At 69.7% G+C, this 21,034-nt stretch carries 21 protein-coding genes; 16 read left to right on the top strand and 5 right to left on the bottom strand.

The window, feature by feature from the left end:
• Positions 1-166: 166 nt before the first annotated feature.
• The 11 genes from WS49_RS31920 to WS49_RS31870 all read left to right on the top strand — a co-directional run bounded on the left by WS49_RS31920 (position 167) and on the right by WS49_RS31870 (position 10,055).
• Entirely contained in the window at positions 167-532 is a 366-nt protein-coding gene (locus WS49_RS31920) for a hypothetical protein (protein WP_059537100.1), read from the top strand.
• A 282-nt stretch (positions 533-814) separates the two neighbouring features.
• Complete coding sequence (locus tag WS49_RS31915) at positions 815-1,660, top strand: BON domain-containing protein (RefSeq protein WP_059537097.1); 846 nt, start codon at positions 815-817, stop codon at positions 1,658-1,660.
• 57 nt (positions 1,661-1,717) lie between these two features.
• Positions 1,718-1,918, top strand: a complete 201-nt coding sequence (locus WS49_RS35450) for a hypothetical protein (protein ID WP_059537092.1) — start codon at positions 1,718-1,720, stop codon at positions 1,916-1,918.
• A 118-nt stretch (positions 1,919-2,036) separates the two neighbouring features.
• Positions 2,037-2,564: a hypothetical protein gene (locus WS49_RS31905; RefSeq protein ID WP_059537087.1), complete on the top strand. Its 528-nt coding sequence runs from the start codon at positions 2,037-2,039 to the stop codon at positions 2,562-2,564.
• Positions 2,565-2,741: 177 nt separating this feature from the next.
• Positions 2,742-3,494 carry an SDR family oxidoreductase gene (locus WS49_RS31900; protein ID WP_156441481.1) on the top strand — a complete coding sequence of 251 codons (753 nt, stop codon included), beginning with the start codon at positions 2,742-2,744 and terminating at the stop codon, positions 3,492-3,494.
• Positions 3,485-4,096 (top strand): D-glycero-alpha-D-manno-heptose-1,7-bisphosphate 7-phosphatase, encoded by a 612-nt coding sequence (locus WS49_RS31895; RefSeq protein WP_059537084.1) that lies wholly within the window; start codon positions 3,485-3,487, stop codon positions 4,094-4,096. Before WS49_RS31900 ends, WS49_RS31895 begins: the two co-directional genes overlap by 10 nt.
• Positions 4,093-5,295 (top strand): glycosyltransferase family 9 protein, encoded by a 1,203-nt coding sequence (locus tag WS49_RS31890; protein WP_059537443.1) that lies wholly within the window; start codon positions 4,093-4,095, stop codon positions 5,293-5,295. The genes WS49_RS31895 and WS49_RS31890 overlap by 4 nt, the downstream gene beginning before the upstream one ends.
• 3 nt (positions 5,296-5,298) lie before the next feature.
• Positions 5,299-7,044 (top strand): carbamoyltransferase family protein, encoded by a 1,746-nt coding sequence (locus WS49_RS31885; RefSeq protein WP_059537082.1) that lies wholly within the window; start codon positions 5,299-5,301, stop codon positions 7,042-7,044.
• Positions 7,041-8,042 (top strand): glycosyltransferase family 2 protein, encoded by a 1,002-nt coding sequence (locus WS49_RS31880; RefSeq protein WP_059537079.1) that lies wholly within the window; start codon positions 7,041-7,043, stop codon positions 8,040-8,042. The genes WS49_RS31885 and WS49_RS31880 overlap by 4 nt, the downstream gene beginning before the upstream one ends.
• Positions 8,039-9,115 carry a glycosyltransferase family 9 protein gene (locus tag WS49_RS31875; RefSeq protein ID WP_059537076.1) on the top strand — a complete coding sequence of 359 codons (1,077 nt, stop codon included), beginning with the start codon at positions 8,039-8,041 and terminating at the stop codon, positions 9,113-9,115. The genes WS49_RS31880 and WS49_RS31875 overlap by 4 nt, the downstream gene beginning before the upstream one ends.
• Entirely contained in the window at positions 9,105-10,055 is a 951-nt protein-coding gene (locus WS49_RS31870) for a glycosyltransferase (protein ID WP_059537072.1), read from the top strand. The genes WS49_RS31875 and WS49_RS31870 overlap by 11 nt, the downstream gene beginning before the upstream one ends.
• 26 nt (positions 10,056-10,081) lie before the next feature.
• Here the strand turns inward: WS49_RS31870 and WS49_RS31865 are convergent, their stop codons facing one another.
• Positions 10,082-11,146, bottom strand: a complete 1,065-nt coding sequence (locus WS49_RS31865; protein WP_059537069.1) for a sigma-54 interaction domain-containing protein — start codon at positions 11,144-11,146, stop codon at positions 10,082-10,084.
• Here WS49_RS31865 and WS49_RS36305 point away from each other — a divergent pair.
• Both WS49_RS36305 and WS49_RS31860 read left to right on the top strand, forming a co-directional pair.
• Positions 11,145-11,267, top strand: coding sequence for a hypothetical protein (locus WS49_RS36305; RefSeq protein ID WP_257127630.1), 123 nt, complete (start codon positions 11,145-11,147; stop codon positions 11,265-11,267). The genes WS49_RS31865 and WS49_RS36305 overlap by 2 nt on opposite strands.
• A 228-nt stretch (positions 11,268-11,495) precedes the next feature.
• The gene (locus WS49_RS31860; protein WP_059537437.1) at positions 11,496-12,863 is read left to right on the top strand and encodes a sigma-54-dependent transcriptional regulator; all 1,368 of its coding nucleotides are present in this window, start codon (positions 11,496-11,498) and stop codon (positions 12,861-12,863) included.
• Between the two features lie 17 nt (positions 12,864-12,880).
• Here WS49_RS31860 and WS49_RS31855 read toward each other — a convergent pair whose 3' ends face one another.
• Positions 12,881-13,804 (bottom strand): glycosyltransferase family 2 protein, encoded by a 924-nt coding sequence (locus WS49_RS31855; protein WP_059537065.1) that lies wholly within the window; start codon positions 13,802-13,804, stop codon positions 12,881-12,883.
• Positions 13,783-14,490 (bottom strand): PIG-L family deacetylase, encoded by a 708-nt coding sequence (locus tag WS49_RS31850; protein WP_059537060.1) that lies wholly within the window; start codon positions 14,488-14,490, stop codon positions 13,783-13,785. Before WS49_RS31850 ends, WS49_RS31855 begins: the two co-directional genes overlap by 22 nt.
• 103 nt (positions 14,491-14,593) lie before the next feature.
• Here WS49_RS31850 and WS49_RS31845 point away from each other — a divergent pair, with 103 nt between their 5' ends.
• Positions 14,594-16,900, top strand: a complete 2,307-nt coding sequence (locus tag WS49_RS31845) for a hybrid sensor histidine kinase/response regulator (protein WP_059537056.1) — start codon at positions 14,594-14,596, stop codon at positions 16,898-16,900.
• 41 nt (positions 16,901-16,941) lie between these two features.
• On the opposite strand, the gene WS49_RS31840 is transcribed toward WS49_RS31845, so the two are convergent.
• Together WS49_RS31840 and WS49_RS31835 are read right to left on the bottom strand one after the other, a co-directional pair.
• Positions 16,942-17,985, bottom strand: a complete 1,044-nt coding sequence (locus WS49_RS31840) for a UDP-glucuronic acid decarboxylase family protein (RefSeq protein ID WP_059537429.1) — start codon at positions 17,983-17,985, stop codon at positions 16,942-16,944.
• Positions 17,985-19,301, bottom strand: a complete 1,317-nt coding sequence (locus tag WS49_RS31835) for a glycosyltransferase family 4 protein (protein WP_059537052.1) — start codon at positions 19,299-19,301, stop codon at positions 17,985-17,987. The genes WS49_RS31840 and WS49_RS31835 overlap by 1 nt, the downstream gene beginning before the upstream one ends.
• A 243-nt stretch (positions 19,302-19,544) precedes the next feature.
• On the opposite strand from WS49_RS31835, the gene WS49_RS31830 reads away from it, so the two are divergent.
• Together WS49_RS31830 and WS49_RS31825 are read left to right on the top strand one after the other, a co-directional pair.
• Positions 19,545-19,955 (top strand): BON domain-containing protein, encoded by a 411-nt coding sequence (locus WS49_RS31830; RefSeq protein ID WP_059537433.1) that lies wholly within the window; start codon positions 19,545-19,547, stop codon positions 19,953-19,955.
• A gap of 27 nt (positions 19,956-19,982) precedes the next feature.
• Positions 19,983-21,011 (top strand): SDR family oxidoreductase, encoded by a 1,029-nt coding sequence (locus WS49_RS31825; protein ID WP_059537048.1) that lies wholly within the window; start codon positions 19,983-19,985, stop codon positions 21,009-21,011.
• Positions 21,012-21,034: the final 23 nt, after the last annotated feature.

Genomic DNA, 21,034 nt, shown 5'->3' with positions numbered 1-21,034 from the left:
GTGCCGCGCGGCGCGCGCGGCGCGAAATCCTGCCGGCGGACGGCCGGGCGGTGGCGGTGCGGCATGGCGATTGCATCGCCGTCCGGTCCGCACGCCGCGACGGGACGGGCGCGAGAGCCCCGGCCGGGAGCGGTGCGACGCTTTGCGGCTACACGAGGGCATCGACATGAACAGCACATTGAACCCCGACAACGAACCGGCCGGCCCGGACGACGACAACGCGCGGCGCGGGCGCGACGGCCGCGCGCTGGGGCCGAGCGACTCGTCCGACAGCGGCAGCGACACGGCGGGCGCGCGGCGCCATCCGTTCGACGTCGATTCGCCGCTCGACGAACACGCGCTGGAGCGCGGCGACGCGGCCCTCGACAGCGATACGGACCGCGCGGGCACCGGCGAGCGCGCGTCCGCGGATGGCGACGCGGGGCTCGAGGAAGGCGCCGACATCGAGCCGGATCGCACGGAACGGCTGAGCGAGCCCGGCCGCGTCGACGATCCGGACGCGCCTGAGGAACCCGGCACGGGCGACGTATAGGGTCGTTGCACGGCGACCGGCCGCGCAAAAACTGCAATCCCGTTGCAGATAGGGAGGCTCGGCAAGGGGCGTTCGGCAACGAGTGACCGGTCAGCGTCGCCCGTCCGTGGGCATCGGGCGCGAGATACGGCGATCACGGCGTGGACTGGACTATTGACGTCGGCGCGCCGCCTCTGCGCGACGGCCGGCCACGCGGCACGTGACTTGCAACCGGTTGACCGACGCGCGCCGCGACGCGACATGGGGCCGAGCGCGGCACAGCCGCGAACAAGGAGAGACACGATGCAACGACGATATCCCGGACGGCAAGCCGAACGGAGCGGCCCGCCCGACTGGCAGGAGCGCAGCGCACGCGCGTACCGGGACACCGGCGAGCGCGATCTGCGCGGCGACGAATCCCGACGGCAGGATGCCGACTACGAATCCGCGTACCGGCGCTTCGCGAGCGAGGACGTCGGCCCGGAAGACTGGGGCAGCGAATGGAGCGAGCGCTCGGCACGCTCGTCGGCCGAACAGCGCGGCGCGAGCGGTGACTGGCGCGACGCACCGGGCGACGCGCGCGATCCGGCATGGGAAGCCGAACGCGGCTATGGCGACCGAGGCCGTCGCCCGGAAGACGGCCTCGGTCGTCCCCGCCGCTACGGCGGCGACCAGCAGGGATTCCGTGGCCATCACCGGATGGCCTGGTATGGCGGCGAACGCGATTACGATTCTCGCGATCCGTCGCGCTTCGGCAGCGATGCGCAACGCGACGCCATGCGCCACCGTCGCGGCCCGAAAGGCTATACGCGCTCGGACGAGCGGATTCGCGAGGACGTTTGCGAGCGACTCGCGCATGCGCTCGACATCGACGTGAGCGATGTTTCCGTGCAGGTGCGCGACGGCCGCGTCGAACTCGACGGGACCGTGCCGTCACGCTGGATGAGGCACGACATCGAGGACATCGCCGACAGCTGCATGTGCGTGCGCGACGTCGAAAATCGTGTGCGCGTGCAACGCAACAACGGCGACCACGATACGGGCATGGTGCTGCATCCGTCCCAGCGCACGGTCACCCCGACGCAGCCTGCGGTGCGTGAGCCGGAACCGGGCAGCGGCGCCGGCCGCGATCGCGACACGCGCCGTTAAAGCGCCGTTGACCGCCGATACGAGGATGATTCAACCGCGGACACAGGCATCGCGCGCATGACGACCGGCACTGACGACCGGCCACGTGACGATCGCGACGCACGCGGCCTTCGCGTGCGCTTCGCGGCGAACGCGCCGAACGAAGTGGGCGACATGGCTTTCGTGCAGGTCACGCAGCGCACGGCCGCATCGTTTACGGTGCGCACGTTCGGCCATCTGCACAGGCTGGGGCGCGCGCTTTCATTCGCGGCACGATGACGATCGATGATCTCGTGCTGATCAACGCGTACATCATTCAGATCAACCTGCCGCTGAACGCGCTCGGCTTCGTGTTCCGCGACGCTCCGTGCGCTCGCGTTTTCCTCTGGAGATATCCATGCCGAACTTTCCGAACCCGGCGACATCCGAAGCCCTGACCGAGCGTCGCGCCGGTAGCGCATTCGCCAACCGCCAGGCCGCGGTCGCGGCCGTCGAACTGCTGTTGCCGACGTTGTCGGCCGCGCTGCAGAGCGACTTCGTCGGCGACAGCGGTTGCCTGCACATCGTGATCATGGATCCGGCGCTCGGGCCGCGCGACGCGGCGTTCGAGGACGCGATCCTCTACGAGTTCTCGCTGCCCGACCCGAAGGACTGGGACGCCGACTATCGCGCCTATGCGCGCGCGAAGGCGCGACTGTCGTGGGAAACCGGTCGAGACGGCCACGTCGTGCAGGCGCTGGAGCCGTACCGGCTGCGCGCGGGCGACACGAACCTGTGGGGCGGCGTCGCGCAGCACGGGATCGTGGTCGGCGTGTCGGGCGCGCAGCCGTGGTTCGACGAGGCGTTCGCGGGCTGCATCGCGCACTGCCTGCGCGCGCTCGCGAAGCACCGCGCGCAGGCGACGCCGGACGGGCTCGCGATCTGAGCGCCGCGGGCCGCGCCGGTTTTTACAGCAGCTTATAAAAAAGCCCGTCGGCGGGCGCGGCGGCCCGATGCGGCGCGGCCGTGCGCAGTCTGGCACGGTTCTCGCTGTACCTCCTGCACCGGCGCTTGTCGCGGCAAGCGTCACGGCCACGATTCTTCGAACACTCGCAGGAGGTGCATGTTGAACGCGACTCACGATCCAGCCCGAACGCCGCTCGCCGGCCGCACCGCGCTCGTGACGGGCGGCGGCCGCGGCCTGGGCGAAGCCATCTGCGAGGAACTCGCGCAACATGGCGCGCACGTGATCGTCGCCGATCTCGACGGCGATCGCGCGGCGGCCGTCGCGCAGCGCCTCGAGCGGCATGGCGGCCAGGCGGTCGGAAGGCCGCTCGACGTGCGGGACGAGGCGTCGGTGCTGCAGGTCGTGCACGACGCGCGCGAGGCGCTCGGCGATCTCGACGTGATCGTCAACAACGCGGCGATCGACGTGACCGCGCCGATCGACGACGTCAGCGTCGCCGCCTGGCAACAGGTGCTGTTGACCAACTTGTTCGGCCCGTACCTGATGTGCCACGCGGTCGTGCCGATGATGAAGGCGCGCGGCGCGGGGCACATCGTCAACATCGCGTCCACCGCATCGAAACGCGCATGGCCGAATGCGTCCGCGTATCACGCGACGAAGTGGGGGCTGCTCGGGCTGTCGCATGCGCTGCATGCGGAGTTGCGGCCGGCCGGCGTGAGCGTGTCCGCGATCGTCGCGGGCGGGATGCGCACGCCGTTCCTGCTCGACCGCTTCCCCGACATCGACGAGGACACGCTCCAGCCGCCGGAGCACGTCGCGGCCGCCGTGCGGTTCGTGCTGACGCAGCCGCCGGGCACCGTCGTGCCGGAACTGATGGTGTTGCCGATGAAGGAGACGTCATGGCCCTGAGGCGTGAGCGACGGCTGCCCGGCGCGGTGCTGCTCGACAAGGACGGCACGTTGCTGGAGAACGTGCCGTACAACGTCGACCCCGCGCGGATGCGGCTCGCGCCGGGCGCCGCGCGCGCGTTGCGCACGCTCGGCGCGACGGGCATGCCGATCGCGGTCGTGTCGAACCAGCCGGGCGTCGCGCTCGGCTACTTTGACGAATCGAAGCTTGGCGCGGTCCGTCAGCGTCTCGCCGAATTGTTCGAAGCGAACGGCGCGACCCTGGCGGATTTTTTTTATTGCCCGCATCACCCGGCCGGCAGCGTGCCGCGCTATACGTGCGACTGCGTCTGCCGCAAGCCGCGCCCCGCGATGGTGCGCCGCGCGATCGCCACGTTCGGCGCGGTCGCGGAATGGAGCTGGATGATCGGCGACATTCTCGACGACGTCGAGGCCGGCCGCGCCGCGCGCTGCAGCACGATACTCGTCGACTGCGGCAACGAGACCGAATGGCGGCTCGATGCCGCGCGCACGCCGCACCATGTGGTCGACCGTCTCGATCTCGCCGCCGACATCGTCGTACGCGAGGCCGTGCGCCGTCACGGCTCGTGGGTGCGGCGATGAGCGCCGCCTGGGAGCGCGCCCGACGCATCCTGTGCGTGCGGCTCGACAGCCTCGGCGACGTGCTGATGACGACGCCCGCACTGCGCGCGCTGAAGGAGAGCGGGCATGGCCGCCGGCTCACGCTGCTGACGTCGCGTACCGGCGCCGCGCTGACGAAACACCTGCCGATGGTCGACGACGTGTGGACGTATGACGCGCCATGGGTCAAACATCCGGACGTGCACGGCGATCCGGTGACCGATCTCGACATGATCGACCGGCTGCTGGCCGGCCGCTTCGACGCGGCGGTGATCTTCACCGTGTACAGCCAGAGCCCGCTGCCCGCCGCGATGATGTGCTGGCTCGCCGGCATCCCGCTGAGGCTCGCGCATTGCCGCGAGAATCCGTACGAACTACTGACCGATCGCGTGCCCGAAACCGAGCCGGATTCCCACGTGCGTCACGAGGTCGCGCGCCAGCTTGCGCTGGTGCGCGCCGTCGGCGCGAAAACCTCCGACTGGCGGATGGCGTTCGAGCCGGGCGATGCGGCGCGACGCGCGTTGCACCAGCGGTTGCGCGCCGCGTTGCAGCGGATCGGCGGTCCGCGCCGGCCGGGCCCGTCGCGCGCGCGCTGGCTGGTCGTGCATCCGGGCGCGAGCGCGGCGTCGCGCCGCTGGCCCGCCGAGCGCTTCGGCGCCGCGGCCGCGCGGCTTGCGCCGCTGTTCGACGGCATCGCGGTGACGGGCAGCGCCGACGAGCGTGAGCTCGTCGATGCCGTGTGCGAACGCGCGGGACCGCGCGCCGTGGCGCTCGCGGGCACGCTGCCGCTCGGCGAACTCGGCGCGCTGATCGAGACGGCGGACCTGCTGCTGTCGAACAACAGCGGCCCGGTGCATCTCGCGGCCGCACTCGGCACGCCGGTCGTCGACCTGTACGCGCTGACCAATCCGCAGCACACGCCATGGCGTGTGCCGCACCGCGCGTTGAACGTCGACGTGCCGTGCCGCAACTGCTACCGCAGCGTATGCGACCAGCCCGGCCATCCGTGCCTGCTCGGCGTGAGCGTCGACGACGTCGTCGAGGCGACCCACGCGCTGTTGCGCGGCAGCGCGCGCCATGCGCAACGCGCGGCCGCGCTGGCCGCCGTGCGCGGTGCCGAGCCCGCCGCGGCGAACGCGTCGAACGTGATTCCGTTCGCGCACGTCACCACGAGGAACTGACGCATGCCCGCTCCGACCTATACGCTCGGCATCAACGCCGCCTTTCACGACAGCGCCGCCTGCCTCGTGCGCGACGGCATGGTGATCGCGGCGGCCGAGGAAGAACGCTTCACGCACGTGAAGCACGCGAAGCGGCCGGTGCCGTTCTCGACGTGGGAGCTGCCGTATCACGCGATCGATTACTGTCTCGCGGAAGCGGACATCGCGCTCGCGGATGTCGACCACGTCGCATATTCGTACGATCCGTGGCTCGAGCTCGATCGTCATGGCACCGAGACGGCGCTGACGCTGCCGCTCGCGCCGTCCGCGCATGCGCCGCGCGCCGACGGCGTGTCGCCGTGGCATCCGTTGTTCCTGTCGTCGATCGTGAACGCGCCGCGTCAGCTCGCCGGCGGCGCGCCGCACCACCTGCAGCGACGGTTTCGCGGCGTCGCGCACGACGGGCCGTTCCGCTGGCACTTCATCGAGCATCATCTCGCGCACGAGGCCAGCGCGTTTCTCGCGGCGCCGTACGAGCATTGCGCGGTGATGACGATGGACGGGCGCGGCGAACGCGCGACGACGAGTTACGGCGCGTTCGACGGCCAGTCGTACCGGCGGCTCGGTCAGGTCAATCTGCCGCATTCGCTCGGCCTGCTGTACGAGCGCGTGACGCGCTACCTCGGCTTCCTGCATTCGTCCGACGAGTACAAGGTGATGGCGCTCGCGTCGTACGGCAAGCCGGTGTTCGCCGACGAGATGCGCAAGCTGGTGAGCTACCGCGGCGACGGACGCTACGAGATCGTCGATGCCGATCTCGTCGCGCTGTTCGGCGCATCGCGTGCACGCGGCGGACCGATCGAGCCGCATCATTGCGACATCGCGCACGCGCTGCAGCTGGTGCTCGAGGAGACGACGCTGCAGGCGGTCGACTGGCTCGCCGCCGAGACCGGCGAGCGGCAGCTCGCGATGGCGGGCGGCGTCGCGCTGAATTGCGTGATGAACGCGAAGATTCGCGATCGCGGCCCGTTCGACGACGTGTGGGTGCAACCGGCCGCCGGCGACGCGGGCACCGCGCTCGGCGCCGCGCTGTGGACCGACTTCCGGATGCGCGGGATGCGCGGCGAGTGGCGGATGGATCACGCGTATCTCGGGCCGTCGTACAGCGACGACGCGATCGAGGCCTTTCTGACGGAAGCGCAACTGCCGTATCGGCGGCTCGCGGACGTCGCCGCCCAGACCGCCGCGCTGCTCGCGGCGAACCGTGTGATCGGCTGGTTCCAGGGCCGCATGGAGTTCGGGCCGCGCGCGCTCGGCGCCCGTTCGATTCTCGCGTCGCCGATCGATCCGGGCATGCAGCGCAAGCTGAACCGGATCAAGGATCGCGAGGACTTCCGGCCGGTCGCGCCGGTCGTGCTCGAAAGCAAGGCGCATCAGTGGTTCAACGGCGGCCGGCGTATGCCGCTGCGTGCGCCGTTCATGCTGTTCGTGTACGACGTTGCGCCGGGGGCGGAAGCGACGATTCCGGCGGTGCGCCACATCGACGGCACCGCGCGCGTGCAGACCGTCGATGAAGACCAGCATCCGCTGCTGCATGCGCTGTTGACCGAGTTCGACGCGCTGACCGGCGTGCCGGTGCTCGTCAACACGTCGTTCAACACGCGCGGCGAGCCGATCGTCTGTTCGCCGCGCGACGCGATCGAGTGCTTCTGGACTTCACCGCTCGACGCGCTCGTGATCGGCTCGTTCCTGCTGGAGAAGCCGAGATGAATATGCGCGACGTGCAACTGCCGCCGGTCGTGTCGGTCGTCGTGCCGACGTATCGGCGGCCCGACCTGCTCGAGCGCTGCCTTGAAGCGCTGTGCGTGCAGGTGTTCGATCCGACCACCTACGAGATCGTCGTCGTCGACGACGACCCGGCCGGCAGCGCATGGGAGACCGTCGACGCATGTCGCGCACGCGTGAACGACGTGCCGGTGATCCGGTACATGACCGCGCCCGATACGCAGGGGCCGGCGGGCGCGCGCAATATCGGCTGGCGCAGCGCGCGCGGCGCACTGATCGCGTTCACCGACGACGACACGATTCCCGATCCGACCTGGCTGCGTCATGGCGCGGCCGCGCTGCTGGCCGAACCGGCGGCGGTGGCCGCGGCGGGGCGGATCGACGTGCCGCTGCGCGCGCGTCCGACCGACTACGAGCGCGACGCGGCCGGCCTCGCGCATGCGGAATTCGCGACGGCGAACTGTTTCGTGCGGCGCACGGCGCTCGAGTGCGTCGGCGGGTTCGACGAGCGCTTCACGCGTGCATGGCGCGAAGACGCCGACCTGATGTTCGCGCTGCGCGAGCACGCGGGACCGATCGTCGGCGTCGACGCCGCGCGGATCGTGCATCCGGTGCGCCCCGCACGCTGGGGCGCGAGCATCGGCCAGCAATCGAAGGTGTATTTCGACGCGCTGCTGTACAAGAAGCATCGCGCGACCTACCGGCGTCATATCCGTGCGATGCCGCCTTGGAATTACTACGCGGCCGTGCTGTTCGTGCTCGGCGCGATCGGCTGCTTCGCGGCCGGATGGCGCGCGCCGGGCATTGCGTGCGCGGTGGCCTGGGCCGTGATCACGGCCGCGTTCTGCGTAAAGCGGCTGCGCGGCACGCGGCTCACGCCGTCGCATGTTGCCGAGATGATCGTCACGTCGATCGCGATTCCGCCCGTGTCGTTGTATTGGCGCGTGCGCGGCGCACTTCACTTCCGGGTGTTTTTCCTATGATGCTCGAATCCGATTCATCGTCCGGCCCGGCACGCATCGCGGTATTCCGTGCGCTGCAGCTCGGAGACATGCTGTGCGCGGTGCCGGCGCTGCGCGCGCTGCGGCGCGGCGAGCCGCACGCGCGCATCACGCTGATCGGCTTGCCGTGGGCGCGCGAGTTCGCGTCGCGCTTCTCCGATTACGTCGACAACTTCATCGCGTTTCCCGGTGCGCCGGGCCTGGGCGAGCAGCCGGACGCCGATCCGGCCGCGCGCGAGGCGTTCGTCGCGGAATGCCGTGCGCGCGACTTCGATCTGGCGATCCAGTTGCACGGCAGCGGCGCGCAGACCAACGCGATCGTCGCGTCGCTCGGTGCCACGCGCACCGCCGGCTTCGTGCCGCCCGACGGCGGCACGACCGCGCTCGACTGCTCGGTCGTCTGGCGCGACGGCGAACCCGAGGTCACGCGCTACCTGGCGCTGACGCGCAAGCTCGGTTATCCGGACTGGGGCGATTACCTGGAATTTCCGCTCGGCGGCCTCGACTATGCGCTATGGCATGTGCTGTGCGACGAACATGCGCTCGATGCGGGCCGCTACGTGATCGTTCATCCGGGCGCGCGGATGGCGTCGCGGCGCTGGCCCGTCGAGCGCTTCGCGAGCGTGGCACGGCAGCTCGCGGACGATGGCTGGCAGATCGTGCTGACCGGCACGCGCGCGGAACTTGCGCTGGCCGGTGCGTTCGTCGAACATCTCGCGCGGCCGTGCGTGAACCTGTGCGGGCGCACGCCGCTCGGCGCGCTGGCCGCGCTGGTCGGCCGCGCGCGTCTCGTGCTGTGCAACGACACGGGCGTGTCGCATGTCGCGGCGGCGTTCGGCACGCCGAGCATCGTCGTCGCCTGCGGCAGCGATACGGGACGCTGGGCGCCGCTCGACGCGGAACGCCATCGCGTGCTCGCGAACTATCCGGCCTGCCGGCCGTGCATGTTCGACACGTGCCCGTACGGGCACGAGTGCGCGACGGCGATCGGCGTCGACGACGTGATGGAACGAGCGGGCGAACTGCTCGCGGAGGAGAGACGTCATGTCACGTAAGCGGTTGCGCGTGCTCACCTGGCACGTGCATGGCAACTATCTGTATTACCTGTCGCAGGCGCCGCACGATTTCTACATCGTGACGAAGCCGCAGCATCCGCCCGGTTACGCGGGGCGGGTCGGGCACCTGCCGTGGGGCGACAACGTGTATGAGGTGCCCGTCGAGTGCGTGCGCGACACCGAGTTCGACTGCGTGCTGTACCAGCATCACAATCACTACGCGCACGACCGGTTGCGGCTCCTGAGCGACGCGCAGCGTGCGTTGCCGGCGCTGTTCGTCGAACACGATCCGCCGCGCGAGCATCCGACCGACACGCTGCACCCGGTGCAGGACCCGAACGTGTTGCTGGTGCACGTGACGCCGTTCAACGCGCTGATGTGGGACAGCGGCGTCACGCCGACGCGCGTGATCGAACATGGCGTGCTGATTCCGGACGGCGTCGAGTATCGGGGCACGCTGCCGAAGGGCGTGACGGTCGTGAACAACATCGCGCGGCGCGGGCGGCGTCTCGGCGCGGACCTGTTCGAGTCCGTGCGTCACAGCGTGCCGCTCGATCTGGTGGGCATGGGCTCGACCGCGCTCGGCGGCATCGGCGAGGTGCCGAACCCGGCGTTGCCGCAATTCCTGTCGCACTACCGGTTCTTCTTCAATCCGATCCGCTACACGAGCCTCGGGCTCGCGGTGATCGAGGCGATGATGATCGGGCTGCCGATCGTTGCGCTCGCAACGACGGAGATGGCGCAGCTCGTCAAGAGCGGCAGCAACGGCGTCGCCGATACGCGGCCGGCAGTATTGATCGACGCGATGCGCATGCTGATCCGCGATCCGGATCTCGCGCGCGAGTGGGGCGCGGCCGCGAAGCGCGATGCGTGCGAGCGGTTCGGGATCGAGCGGTTCGTGCGTGAGTGGGATAGCGCGTTGTGCGACGTCGCGTCGTGAGCGGTTCAGCCGCCGGGGCGGTGTGCTTACGGGTTCGTTGCATTCGGTGGCGTGCCCGCGCTCGCGGTGCCGCCGCCGCCACTTGCACCACTTGCACTGCTCGTGCCCGACGCCGGCGCTGCCGCGCCGTTCGCCGCGTTGCGCTCGTGTTCGGACAATAGCGCGAGGCGGTTGTACAGCGTCTTCAGGCTGATGCCGAGGGCCTTCGCGGTGCGCGGCTTGTCGCCGTTGAAATGACGCAGCGACGCGACGATGAAGCGCTGCTGCGTATGCGCGAGCGTCGTGCCGATATGCAGCGTCATCGCGTTGTGTCGGACTTCGTCGCGCGGCAGTTGCCGGCGCGGCAACTGCAGTTCGATCTGTTCGTCCGCGAGGATGAACGCGCGCTCCAGCGCGTTGCGCAGCTCGCGCACGTTGCCGGGCCACGTGTACGCGCGCAGCGCCTTCATCGCCTGCATCGACAGCCGCTTGCGCGTGCGGTGCCGGGCGTTCAGCCGGTCGACGATCTGCAGCGCGATGTCGCCGACGTCGTCCTCGCGCTGCCGCAGCGCGGGCACGTGCAGCGCGATCGTCGCGATCCGGTAGAAGAGATCCTCGCGCAGCCGGCCGCTGCGCACGGCCTCCACGGGGTCGTGATGGGTGGCCGCGACGATCCGCACGTCAAGCGGAATCGCTTCGTGACCGCCGACGCGCATGATCGTGTTCGACTCGAGCGTGCGCAGCAATTTCACCTGCAATTCCGCCGGCATTTCCGCGATTTCGTCGAGAAACAGCGTCCCGCCGCGCGCGGCTTCGAACATGCCCACATGTTGTGCAACGGCGCCGGTGAAGCTGCCTTTTTCATGTCCGAACAAATGGGATTCCGCGATGTCCTTCGGGATCGCGCCGCAATTGACGGGCACGAACGGCCCGCGCCGGCGCGGGCTCATGTCGTGGATGAGCCGCGCGACGATGTCCTTGCCGGCGCCGCTTTCGCCGACCACCAGCACGCTGACGCGCGTAGCGGCGACGCGCGATACCTTCAACAGCAGATTCTGGATCGTTTGCGAGCGGCCGAACAATCGCGTGCCGTCATCGTCGGATTTCGACATGAGTGATATCGCGTTGGGAAGTATTGACCGAAATCGTCGAGGGCTGGATGAAAAAATGACCGTCATGCGTCGTTTTTTTCATGTGGAAATCATACCTTTTATGCTCGAATTGCCGGATTGAATCTGGCAATGCGACCGTGGTCGAGGGATAGATTTATTCGATGAGCGGCGATCGCGCGACGTGCTTCTTCTATACTGCTAAGCACTCGTTTGTCATTGCAGGACAGCTAGTCTGCTCATTCGCGTGCAATGCGGACGTGGCGCCAGAGGGCGGCGTCGTACCCCGCATCGCATGACCGCCGCGGTTTCGGCGATCTTGGCGCCCGAGCCGCACCACCAAGGAGCTTCGATGCCTTATGTCCTGATCGTCGAAGACGATGCCGATACGCGCACGATGCTCGCGACGCTCGCACAGGCGCAGCAACTCGCCTGCGACACGGCCGCGACGCTCGAAGAAGCGCGCACGCTCGTTTCAACGCATACCCCCGATCTCGTGCTGTGCGATCTCGTGCTGCCGGACGGCAACGGGATGGATCTGTTCGACGCATTGCCCAAGCACGCGCATTGCGAAATGGTGCTGACCACCGGTCACGCAAGCCTCGAAACCGCGATCGACGCATTGCGGCGCGGTGCGACCGACTACCTGGTGAAACCGCTCAACATGCAGCGGCTGAACAGCATCTTCGCGCGCGTGCCGCGCACCACCGCCCTGCACGAGGAAATCGCCGAACTGCGCTCCGAGCTGAAGCGTCTCGGCCGCTTCGGCCGGATGCTCGGCAGCTCGCCCGCGATGCAGGCCGTCTACGATGCGATCGGCCGCGTCGCGCGAACCGAAGCGTCGGTGCTGCTCACCGGCGAGTCGGGCACGGGCAAGGAGCTCGCCGCGCAGACGGTTCACGATTTGAGCCTGCGCCGACGCGGCCCGTTCCTCGCGGTGAACTGCGGCGCGATCGCGGCGAACCTCGTCGAGAGCGAGATGTTCGGCCACGACCGCGGCAGCTTCACCGGCGCCGAGCGGCAGCACAAGGGCTTCTTCGAACGCGCGGACGGCGGCACGCTGTTCCTCGACGAAATCACCGAGATGCCGGTCGAATCGCAGGTCAAGCTGCTGCGCGTGCTGGAAACCGGGCGACTCACGCGGCTCGGCTCGACGCGCGAGATCGACGTCGACGTGCGCATCGTCGCGGCCACCAACCGCGATCCGGAAGGTGCGATGGCTGAGGGCAAGCTGCGGCCCGACCTCTATCACCGGATCAACGTGTTTCCGATTCCGCTGCCGTCGCTGAGCGAGCGCGGCGACGACATCCCGATGCTCGCCGATGCGTTCCTGCAGCGCTACAACGAGGAAAGCGGCCGCAACCTGCGCTTCGCGCCCGCCGCGCGCGAAGCGCTGAAGACTTACGCGTGGCCCGGCAACGTGCGCGAGCTGCGCAACTTCGTGCAGCGCGCGAGCATCTTCAGCGACGCGGACGTGATCGACACGCTGCCGCCGCCGATCATGGAAGAACTGTCGAACATGGTCGACTCGAACGAGGAGCGCGTGACGGTGCCGTTCGGCACGCCGCTCGAGGAAGTCGACCGCAAGCTGATTCTCGGCACGATCGCGCAATGCGGCGGCGTGAAGGCGCAGGCGGCGGAGGTGCTCGACGTCAGCCTGAAGACGATCTACAACCGGCTCGCGCAACTGGAAGACGAAGTGGAGAAACCGGATTCCTGATGTCGTGCCCGACAGGCTCATGCGCGCGCGCCCGCACGGCGGCGCGCATCGTCGTCGAGGCGGCGACGCATGCGCTCGACATGCGGCGGCAGCGCGCGCCGCTCGCGCAAGATCCACGGCACGCCCGCGAACGCGGGCGCGATGCCGCGTTCGCGCCACAGGCGCGGCAGCATGTGCAACGTATGCGCGAGCGCCGCGCCGGCCGGCCACCTGAGCCACGCGGTCCATACCGCGTTGCGTGCGGCGACGCTCGCGCGCGCGTGCACGTCGCGTTGCATCGAAGGGTGATGATGAACCGTCAGATGCGGTGCATAGACGAGCCACGCGCCCGCGCGATACAGGTCGAGCGCGAGCAGCGCTTCCTCGCCGCCGAGGAAGTAGCGCGGGTGATATCCGCCCGCGGCGAGGAACGCGTCGCGCCGGAACGCGGTCGCACCGGCCAGCAGCCCGAGGATCGGCCGGCCCGGCAGCGCGACGGGCGCATCGAGCGGGCTGTCGGCCATCAGCCGGCAGGTCGGGTCCTCGCGCTGCTCCGGCCCGACGAGCACGCGCGCGGTGACGGCCGCGACGTGCGGATACGCATCGAGCAGGTTCGCTGCTTCGGCGAGCGAGCCGGGCGCCCACCAGGTGTCGTCGTCGCAGAACGCCACGTGGCGCGTGCGCGCGACGGCCGCGCCGAGGTTGCGGCCGGACGCGCCGAGATTGACCGGCGCATGCACCAGCGTCGCGTGCGGAAAGCGGTTGCGTACGAGCGCCGCGGTTGCATCGTCCGATCCGTTGTCGACGACGACGATCGCCGGCCGGTCGGGCAGGCTGGAGAGTCGTGCGAGCGTGCGCGCGAGTTCCGTCGGGCGCCGCCAGGTCAGCACGACCGCGGTCACGCGCGCTTCGCGTGGCGGCAGCACGACATGCGCGGGCGTTATGCGGACGAGCCGTCGCATTCGAGCCGCCAGAATGTTTCGGGTTCCTGGAGATCGGCACGCATATGAGGCTCGAACAGCGCAATCTGGCTCGCATACGCGTCCACGGCGGCGGCCTTTGCTGCCGCGCCGTCCATGCGGCTGCCGGTCGGCGCGCCGACCGGATGGCCGGTCCAGCCGCGTTCGCGCCAGCCGATCACGCGCCTGGCCATCAGCCCGTCGATCCGCCGGTATGGCACGTCCTCGTAGAAGCGCCACATGCGCGATGCATCGCCCGACCGACCGTCGTCGCGCAGCAGCGTCAGCATGGCCTGCTGCACCTGCACGTGATCGCGATGGAACAGGCCGGCCGGCGCGAGCACGCCGAAGCCCGGGTGCGCGTCGATGGCCGCGGCCACGCGCGCGGCGATCGCCGTCGACGCGGCCGGCATGCCGTACTGGTCGTCGAGGAAATCGAGCCACACCGCCTGCGCGTCGAGCGTCTCGAGCGCGTGCCGATCCTCGTCGCGGCGCGCGCGCATGGCTTCGTCCGCCGTGCGGAAACCTGCGCGCCGGTCCCACGGCGGCGCGGCCGTCCCGCGGGCCGGTATCCCCGCGAAGACCGTGACGACGACCGAGCCGGGCGACTGCGCGAGCAATTCGCCGCAACTGAAGACGGCGTCGTCGAGATGCGGCGAGATGGCGAGCCAGCGTGTCGGAATGGTCATGGCGTGAAGGTCTCCCGGGTCGGCGTAAGCGGCCGAGCATGTGACGTGCCCATCCGTTCACGCGTGGCCCGCCGCCGCCGGTTCGCCGGCAGGAGCGTGTCGGATGATTGATTTTGCACGGCCGCCGGCCGGAAATTACGCCACCGCCGTGATGCTCGTCGCGATCGCGACCGTGCTGCAGGCGCTGGCGATCCGCTTCGGCGGCGTCAACCTGTCGCTCGTCCTGTACTACCCGATGCTGGCCGGCGCCGCGTGGGCGACGTCGTTCGTGTTCGGGATCGCGTCGACCGCGGCGAGCGGGCTGCTGGTCTGGACGCTGTTCCTGTCCGATCCCGGCGCCTATACCGAACCATTGCCGGCCCGCCTCGTGCGGCTCGGCACCTTCTTGCTGGTCGGCGCGCTGGTGTGCGCGGTCGCGGCGATGCTGCGCCACGCGCGCCTCACGAACGAGCTCGCGCGCCAGCGGGAAGCCGACTCGCGGCGGCAGCTCGATGCCGTGCTGCAGGCGCTGCCGCACGGCGTGATCGCGACCGATGCGAAAGGCCGGGTGACTTACCTGAATGCGGCGGCGGCCGAACTGGCCGGCTGCGGCCTGGACGAGGCGGCAGGTCGACCCGTGCGCGACGTGCTGCGCGAGTTCGATCACGACGGCCGGCGCGTGCAGACGACGCCGCTCGACCGTGCGCTCGGCGGCGCGCATGCGTTGTCCGACCGGCACTGGCTGCACGGCGCCGACGACAGCCGGCCGGTGCCGATCGTCGAGGCGGCGTCGCCGATCGCCGATGCGGACGGCAACATCGACGGCGCGGTGCTGCTGTTGCGCGATGGCGGCATGGCACGCGTGCTCGCCGACAAGTCGCGGCTGCAGCTCGCGGTCGTCGAGGCATCGCCGGACGCGATCGTCGGGATCGACGGCCATGGCCGCATCGTGAGCTGGAACCCGGCTGCGCAGCGGATCTTCGGGTACGACGAGGACGACGCGTGCGGGCGGCCGCTCGAAACGCTGATCGCGATGCGCTGGCTGGCGCGCAACCCGCTGGCCGAGACGTTCGACGCGTTGCGCGAACCGGTCGGCCCGCTCGAGCTGCTGTGCGTGCGCCGCGACGGCCGGCGCTTTCGCGCGACGGTATCCGCATGCCCGGTGAAAGGCGACGCGCGCAGCTGCGTCGCGCTGTCGCTGACGCTGCGCGAGACCGGCGCGCAGCGCCGCCGCGACCTGCGCGCGCACCGTTCGCTGCAAGGCGCGCGCGACGCGCGCGATCAGGCCGACACGTCGAACCGTCTGAAGGACGAACTGCTCGCGACCGTATCGCACGAACTGCGCACGCCGCTGAACGTGATCTACGGCTGGGTCGAGGTGCTGCGCAATTCGCGCGACGACGCATTGCAGCAGCAGGCGATCGACGCGATCGACCGCAGCGCGCGTTCGCTCACGCGCATGGTCGGCGACATCCTCGACGCATCGTCGCTCGCGACCGGCAAGCTGCGGATCGAAGCGATGCCGGTGGACGTGGTGCGGCTGTTCGCCGATGCGACGAACGCATTCCAGACGGCCGCGTCGTCGGCCGGCATCGCGCTCGGATTCGACTGCGCCGCGCCGGCATGCGTGGTGTCGGGCGACGCCGAGCGCTTGCGGCAAATGCTGTCGAATCTCGTGTCGAACGCGCTGAAGTTCACGCCGGCGGGCGGTGCGGTGACGGTCACGCTGTCGCGCGACGCCGCGCACGCGACGCTGACCGTCTCCGACGACGGGCAAGGCATCGCGCCGGAGTTCATCCCGTACGTGTTCGACATGTTCCGCCGCGCGGACGATTCGCCCGCGTCGTCGCGGCGCGGGCTCGGGCTCGGCCTGTCGATCGTGCGGCATATCGCCGAGCTGCACGGCGGCACGGTCCGCGTCGAAAGCGCGGGCCGCGATCGCGGCGCCACGTTCACCGTGACGTTGCCGGCCGGCTGGCAGCCGGTGGGGGCAATGGCGTGGGGCGTCGCGCAGCACGACGGGCTGCTCGATCCGCTGATGCTCGACTCGCAGCGCATCCTGATCGTCGACGACGACGCCACCACGCGCGCGAGCCTGACCGCCGCGCTGAGCACGCTCGGCGCGACCGTCGCCATCGCGTCGTCGGGCCGCGACGCGCTTGCGATCGTCGCGGACGTGAAGCCGACCGTCGTGCTGTCCGATCTCGCGATGTCCGACGGCGACGGCTTCTGGCTGCTCGACGCGTTGCGCAGCGGCGCCGCGGACGGCGGCACCTCGCCCGATATGCGCGTGCTCGCCGTGACCGCGCACGCCGGCCTCGCCGACGAGCGCCGCGCGCTCGAAGCGGGCTTCGACGGCTATCTGTGCAAGCCGGTCGACGTTCGCGAGCTGGCGCACAAGATCGCGCGCGTGACGACGCCCGACCGCTGACGTGCGACGGGCACCGGCCGTCGCGCGTCACGCCGTCCCGCTCAGGTCGCCGTCGGCCGGTTCCGTGTGCTGATCTGCGCGAGCATGTGCGATGCGATCTGCGTGCTGCGCACGAGATCGCCCGGCGTGTGATGCACGACCTGCCGATGGATGAAATACCGCGCGGTATGCGCGAGCCCGCTCGCGAGCGGTGTCGTCGCGCGCCAGCCGAGGCGCCGGCGCGCGGCGTCGAGATCGGGCCGCCGCTGGCGCGGATCGTCGGACGGCAGCGGACAGAACTCGATCGCGACCGTCGTGCCGACGATCCTCACGACCTCGCGCGCGATGTCGATCATCGCGATCTCGTCGTCGCTGCCGAGGTTCACGGGCTCGCATGCGTCGCCCGGTTCGTCCATCAACCGGACCAGCGCATCGACCATGTCGTCGACATAGCAGAACGAGCGCGTCTGCTTGCCGTCGCCGTAGACGGTCAGCGGCTCGCCGGCCAGCGCCTGCGTGATGAAGTTGGAGACGACGCGTCCGTCGGCCGGATGCATGCGCGGGCCGTACGTGTTGAAGATCCGCGCGATCCGGACGTCGACGCCGTACTGGCGGTGATAGTCCATGAACAGCGTTTCCGCGCAGCGCTTGCCTTCGTCGTAGCACGCGCGCACGCCGATCGGGTTCACGCGGCCGCAGTAGCGCTCGTCCTGCGGATGCACGTCGGGGTCGCCGTACACTTCGCTCGTCGACGCCTGCAGGATGCGCGCCTTCACGCGCTTCGCGAGGCCGAGCAGGTTGATCGCGCCGTGCACGCTGGTCTTGGTCGTCTGCACCGGGTCGCGCTGATAGTGCACGGGCGATGCCGGGCATGCGAGGTTGTAGATTTCGTCGACCTCGACGTACAGCGGAAACGTCACGTCGTGCCGCATCAGCTCGAAGTTCGGCGCATCGAGCAGGTGCGCGATGTTGTCCTTCGTCCCGGTGTAGAAATTGTCGACGCACAGCACGTCGTGTCCGGCCGTCACGAGGCGCTCGCAGAGATGCGAACCGAGAAACCCGGCGCCGCCGGTGACGAGCACCCGTTTGCGATCGTAGCCCTTCATCATGCGTTCTCCTTGCGGTTCGCGAGTACGCCCGGCGTGGTCGCGACGGGCGTTCGGCGGCTGCTGGCCGCCGTGCCGGCGCGTTGCGGATGCGCGACGTCGCGGTAGATGTCGACGAGGCGGTCGGTCACGCCGCGCCACGTATAGAAGCGGTGCGCGCGCAGATAACCGGCCCGGCCGAGCGCATCGCACAGGTCCGGTCGTGCGCGCAGCTGCACGAGACGCTCGGCGAGCGTGGCCGGATCGCGCGGCGGCACCAGGTAGCCGGTCACGCCGTCGTCCACCGTCGTGCGGATGCCGCCGACGTCGCTGCCGATCACCGGCGCGGCACATGCCATCGCCTCGACCGGCGTGATGCCGAACGGCTCGTACCACGGCGTCGTCACGAAAACGTCCGCCGCGCTGTAGTACAGGTGCAGCGTGTCGCGCTCGCGCCGGCCCACGAAGGTCACGTGCTCCGCGATGCCGGTGTCGCGCGCGAGCGCGGCAAGGCGCGCGAGTTCCGGATCGCGCGCCGGGTCGGGCGTCGCCTGGCTGCCGCCGACGATGTAGAGCCGCGTCGGCCGGTTCGGGTCACGCGGCATTCGCGCGAGCGCGTCGATCACGGTGTCGATTCCCTTGCGCGGCACCAGCCGCCCGAGCTGCAGCACGACGAATGCATCGTGCGGCCAGCCGAGCCGCGCACGCGCGTCGACACGCGGCACGGGCCGGAATTCCCGCGCATCGAATCCGCAGGGCACGATCTCGATGCGCGCGGCATCGGCGCGGTAGTGCGTGGTGAGGTCGAGCGCATCCTGCGGGCACTCGGCGATCAGCCGGTCCGCGCGGCGCGCGAGCGTGTCCTCGATCGTGAAGCGTTCGTCGGGGAAGCCGTCGGCCGCGCCCTGATGCAGCCGGCGCACGCGGCCGAGCGCATGGAAGGTCATGACGAGCGGAATCCCGAGACGCTTCTTCACGCGCAACGCGGCCTCGCCCGACATGAAGAAGTTCGCATGCATCACGTCGACCGGGTCGGGCTCGCGCCGCATGCGTGCCGTCATGTAGTCCGCGAACGCGCCCATGTAAGGCAGCAGCCGTTCCTTCGGGATATCGGCGGGCGGCCCGACCGGCACGTGGATCACCCGCATGCGCGGACCGATCCGCACGACTTCCGGCAGGTGCGGATTGTCGCAGCGCGTGTAGACGTCGACGTCGAGGCCGCGCTCCGCCAACTGCTTCGCGACGTTCGCGACGTAGATGTTCTGCCCGCCCGCATCCACGCCGCCGATCACCCCCAGCGGCGACGCATGTTCACTGATCAACGCAATTCTTTGCATGGTGTTGCTCCCGAGGTCGGGGCCGCGCCGGCGAGCCCCGTTGCGTCCCTCTCCGGCAATCGCCATACCCGGCACTTCGCGGGGCGCGTGCCCCGCCCATGTGCCGCAAAAATTACAACGCGTTGGATGAAAGGGCGTCCGATCAGCGTGCCGCGCGTGCACGCGGCGTGTTGCGCGCGGCACGCGATTTGCGCCACCCGGATGTCCGCCGGCCATGCCGGCATCACACGACAGGAGGTCACGATGAAGATATTCCCGCTGCAAGCCCGCGCCCCGCGATTCCGCCGTCGCGCGGCGAAGCGTCTCGGCATGGCGGTCGCGATCGCCGCGGCCACCGCCTGTATCGCCGTCGCGCCGAACGTGTTCGCCGCCGGAGACGACGGTGGATCGTCATCCTCATCCATGTCGTCGTCGACGCATTCGAGCACCGGCACGAAGATCCGCGACGCGACCATCACGACCAAGGCGAAAGCCGAATTGGTCGGCACGAACGGCCTGTCGGCCGGCGACATTCACGTGAAGACGCGCCACGGCGTCGTGATGCTGACCGGCAGCGTGCCGGACGACCAGCAGCGCATGCAGGCCGCCAGCGTCGTCAAGCAGATCGACGGCGTGCAGGACGTGCGCAACCAGTTGACCATCCGCCCGAAATAACCTCGGCCCCGTAGAAGGAGTCCAGTGATGAACTGCATGCTCAAACCGGTCGGCGAGCAGACGATCGTGATCACGGGCGCCACGAGCGGCATCGGCCTCGTCACCGCGCGCAAGGCGGCACGGCGCGGTGCGAAGCTGGTGCTGTTCGCGCGCAACGAGAACGCGCTGAACACGCTCTGCGAGGAAATCCGCCAGCACGGCGGCCTCGCGGTGCCGGTCGCCGGCGACGTCGGCATTCTCGAGGACGTGCAACGCGCGGCCGCGATGGCGGCCGACACCTATGGCGGCTTCGATACGTGGGTCAACAACGCGGGCGTGTCGATCTTCGGCACGGCGGCGTCGGTGCCGCTCGAGGATCAGCGCCGGCTGTTCGACACCAACTACTGGGGTGTCGTGCACGGCTCGCTGGTCGCGTCGGATCATTTCCGGCGCAAGAGCGATTTCCACGGCGGCGCGATCATCAACATGGGCAGCGAGGCGTCCGATGCGCCGGTGCCGCTGCAAAGCGCGTATGCGGCGTCGAAGCACGCGGTCAAGGGCTTCACCGATTCGCTGCGTCTCGAGATCGAGTCGGATCACCTGCCCGTGTCCGTCACGCTCATCAAGCCGGCCGCGATCGACACGATGTTCGTGATGCACGCGAAGAACTACATGAACGTCGAGGCGAAGCTGGCGCCGCCGATCTACGACCCGGACCTCGTCGCCGACGCGATCCTGTTCGCCGCCGCGCACCCGCGCCGCGCGCTGTTCGTCGGCGGCGCCGCGAAGCTGGCGTCGGCCAGCGCGTATCACGCGCCGCGCCTGTTCGATCGCGTCGCGGCCACGCTGTTCTCGCGCGGCCAGCGCACGGTGCGCCCCGCGCGCCCGCGCGACGACAACGCGTTGTACGAGTCCCGCCACGCGCTGCACGAGCGCGAAGGAATGGACGGGCCCGTGCTGCGCGGCTGTGCGTACAACGCGGTGGTGCAGCAGCCGAAGGTCGCGGGTGCGGTCGCGCTCGGCGCGGCGGCGCTGGTGGTCGCCGCGCTGGCACGCGCGCGGCGCGCGTCGTCGTAATCGCGTTCCTTTCCGGTTCCCCG

The sequence above is a fragment of the Burkholderia sp. RF7-non_BP4 genome, from assembly GCF_001521935.1.
In the GTDB taxonomy this organism is placed as follows: Bacteria; Pseudomonadota; Gammaproteobacteria; order Burkholderiales; family Burkholderiaceae; genus Burkholderia; species Burkholderia diffusa.
Note: the sequence above shows the minus strand (reverse complement) of the source record. Positions and strands in the feature narration are given on the sequence as shown.

What these genes read in the sequence shown, in the direction of transcription:
- WS49_RS31920 (WP_059537100.1), top strand. Translation starts at nt 167, where the DNA reads ATGAACAGCACATTGAACCCCGACAACGAACCGGCCGGCCCGGACGAC.
- WS49_RS31915 (WP_059537097.1), top strand. Translation starts at nt 815, where the DNA reads ATGCAACGACGATATCCCGGACGGCAAGCCGAACGGAGCGGCCCGCCC.
- WS49_RS35450 (WP_059537092.1), top strand. Translation starts at nt 1,718, where the DNA reads ATGACGACCGGCACTGACGACCGGCCACGTGACGATCGCGACGCACGC.
- WS49_RS31905 (WP_059537087.1), top strand. Translation starts at nt 2,037, where the DNA reads ATGCCGAACTTTCCGAACCCGGCGACATCCGAAGCCCTGACCGAGCGT.
- WS49_RS31900 (WP_156441481.1), top strand. Translation starts at nt 2,742, where the DNA reads ATGTTGAACGCGACTCACGATCCAGCCCGAACGCCGCTCGCCGGCCGC.
- WS49_RS31895 (WP_059537084.1), top strand. Translation starts at nt 3,485, where the DNA reads ATGGCCCTGAGGCGTGAGCGACGGCTGCCCGGCGCGGTGCTGCTCGAC.
- WS49_RS31890 (WP_059537443.1), top strand. Translation starts at nt 4,093, where the DNA reads ATGAGCGCCGCCTGGGAGCGCGCCCGACGCATCCTGTGCGTGCGGCTC.
- WS49_RS31885 (WP_059537082.1), top strand. Translation starts at nt 5,299, where the DNA reads ATGCCCGCTCCGACCTATACGCTCGGCATCAACGCCGCCTTTCACGAC.
- WS49_RS31880 (WP_059537079.1), top strand. Translation starts at nt 7,041, where the DNA reads ATGAATATGCGCGACGTGCAACTGCCGCCGGTCGTGTCGGTCGTCGTG.
- WS49_RS31875 (WP_059537076.1), top strand. Translation starts at nt 8,039, where the DNA reads ATGATGCTCGAATCCGATTCATCGTCCGGCCCGGCACGCATCGCGGTA.
- WS49_RS31870 (WP_059537072.1), top strand. Translation starts at nt 9,105, where the DNA reads ATGTCACGTAAGCGGTTGCGCGTGCTCACCTGGCACGTGCATGGCAAC.
- WS49_RS36305 (WP_257127630.1), top strand. Translation starts at nt 11,145, where the DNA reads ATGAGTGATATCGCGTTGGGAAGTATTGACCGAAATCGTCGAGGGCTG.
- WS49_RS31865 (WP_059537069.1), bottom strand. Translation starts at nt 11,146, where the DNA reads ATGTCGAAATCCGACGATGACGGCACGCGATTGTTCGGCCGCTCGCAA.
- WS49_RS31860 (WP_059537437.1), top strand. Translation starts at nt 11,496, where the DNA reads ATGCCTTATGTCCTGATCGTCGAAGACGATGCCGATACGCGCACGATG.
- WS49_RS31855 (WP_059537065.1), bottom strand. Translation starts at nt 13,804, where the DNA reads ATGCGACGGCTCGTCCGCATAACGCCCGCGCATGTCGTGCTGCCGCCA.
- WS49_RS31850 (WP_059537060.1), bottom strand. Translation starts at nt 14,490, where the DNA reads ATGACCATTCCGACACGCTGGCTCGCCATCTCGCCGCATCTCGACGAC.
- WS49_RS31845 (WP_059537056.1), top strand. Translation starts at nt 14,594, where the DNA reads ATGATTGATTTTGCACGGCCGCCGGCCGGAAATTACGCCACCGCCGTG.
- WS49_RS31840 (WP_059537429.1), bottom strand. Translation starts at nt 17,985, where the DNA reads ATGAAGGGCTACGATCGCAAACGGGTGCTCGTCACCGGCGGCGCCGGG.
- WS49_RS31835 (WP_059537052.1), bottom strand. Translation starts at nt 19,301, where the DNA reads ATGCAAAGAATTGCGTTGATCAGTGAACATGCGTCGCCGCTGGGGGTG.
- WS49_RS31830 (WP_059537433.1), top strand. Translation starts at nt 19,545, where the DNA reads ATGAAGATATTCCCGCTGCAAGCCCGCGCCCCGCGATTCCGCCGTCGC.
- WS49_RS31825 (WP_059537048.1), top strand. Translation starts at nt 19,983, where the DNA reads ATGAACTGCATGCTCAAACCGGTCGGCGAGCAGACGATCGTGATCACG.